The sequence below is a fragment of the Gemmatimonadota bacterium genome, from assembly GCA_026706345.1.
In the GTDB taxonomy this organism is placed as follows: domain Bacteria; phylum JAAXHH01; class JAAXHH01; order JAAXHH01; family JAAXHH01; genus JAAXHH01.
The window spans coordinates 1-1,495 of the sequence record JAPOYX010000061.1; the positions used below are offsets into that span (position 1 = coordinate 1).

The window sequence follows — 1,495 nt, forward strand, 5'->3', positions numbered from 1 at the left end:
GCGCCTGGGACTGGATCGAATCGACATACTCTTCATGCACGACATTGGTGCTGTAACGCACGGTACGGACAATGAGAAGTTATTCCCCGTCGCCATGGATGGCGGGTATCGGGCAATGCAGCAACTGCGCAGCGAAGGCCGGGTATCCGCCATCGGCCTGGGCGTGAACGAGTTTCAGGTCTGCGAAGCGGCGCTCGAACACGGAGACTGGGACTGCTTCCTTCTGGCGGGCCGTTACACGCTTCTTGAGCAGGAGTCCCTCGATACTTTCCTTCCGAAATGCACTCAGCGGAATTGCTCCGTCATAGTCGGCGGCGCGTACAACTCGGGAATACTGGCCACTGGCGCAAGGAGCAACGCACCACCCCGTTACAACTACGCCCCAGCGCCCGAATGGGTCATCGAAAAAGTCGCGCGGATCGAAGATACCTGTGACCGGTTCTCGGTGCCGTTGCCCGCGGCGGCTTTGCAGTTCCCGCTGGCGCATCCGGCTGTCGCTTCGGTCATCCCGGGTATCGGCAAGGCAAGTCACCTCGATCAGACGCTGAACTGGTTCGGTTTCGAGATACCGGCTCAGTTCTGGTCCGCGCTGATCGATCGGAGCCTGCTCAGGGACGATGCTCCGGTTCCCGGAATCTGCTAGAGCTATTTGAAGAAAAAGGTCATTGGCAGTGCGTTTCCGGGCGACCGGACGACCTGCGAGTTCACGACCCGGCGAGGGACATTTCCGAGATCGTGCTTGCGAACATGTACGCCATGGTAGGTGAAACCGCCTGAAACCAGACCGATGCTGAAAACATTGTCAACATGACGACGGATCAGCTCCCGGGCCATAGCTGTTCTACGCTCTGTCTCTTCCAGCCTCGCGGCTCGCCACAATTGCATCACTTCGACGATCTCGTCCGGCGGCCTGTCTCCCGCGGTGCCATTGGACTGGAACCAGCGGGCGAACTCGACACCGGATGCACCACCGACCCCCAGCGGCGTGTACGGAAACAGGTACTCCGGGTTCATGAACGGGTCCGCCGCGCCAGACAGTTGCAGGCTGAACTGAAGCTCGCCGGCCATGCTCTGCTGAATCGCCAGCGCGGGATCAACGATGTCCGTGTCCAGGTCGATGCCGATCCGCCGCCAGTGCTCGCGGACCATCTCCGCGACCGCCGGGAAATCGAAGTGCGCGACAAAAGCTTGGCAGGTGAGCCTGAGGCGATCCGGACGATCCCGGCGCAGGCGGAAACCCTCCTCGTCCCGCACCGAGAGTCCCACTTCGTCCAGCAGTTCGTTGGCCGCGTCGATGTCGTGGACCGCCCAGCGCTGCGCCCACTCGGTTCCCGGGTAGTACTTGCTGTTGGGCGTAGGCACCGACGCCGTCGGCAGACCGAGTCCGAGCATGAAAGTCTCATTGACCTCATTCCGGTCGATACCCAGCGACAGCGCCCGCCGAAACCGTACGTCACCCAACAGATCGCCGATCTCGGGATCGAGACGGTAACTC

Annotated in this window: 2 protein-coding genes; one reads left to right on the forward strand and one right to left on the reverse strand. The window is 61.4% G+C overall.

The window, feature by feature from the left end:
* On the forward strand, positions 1–643 hold a 643-nt coding region (locus tag OXG98_05320; GenBank protein MCY3771421.1), incomplete at its 5' end, for an aldo/keto reductase.
* Between the two features lie 2 nt (positions 644–645).
* On the opposite strand, the gene OXG98_05325 is transcribed toward OXG98_05320, so the two are convergent.
* Positions 646–1,495 (reverse strand): ABC transporter substrate-binding protein (locus OXG98_05325; GenBank protein MCY3771422.1); only part of this gene is annotated, 850 nt, incomplete at its 5' end.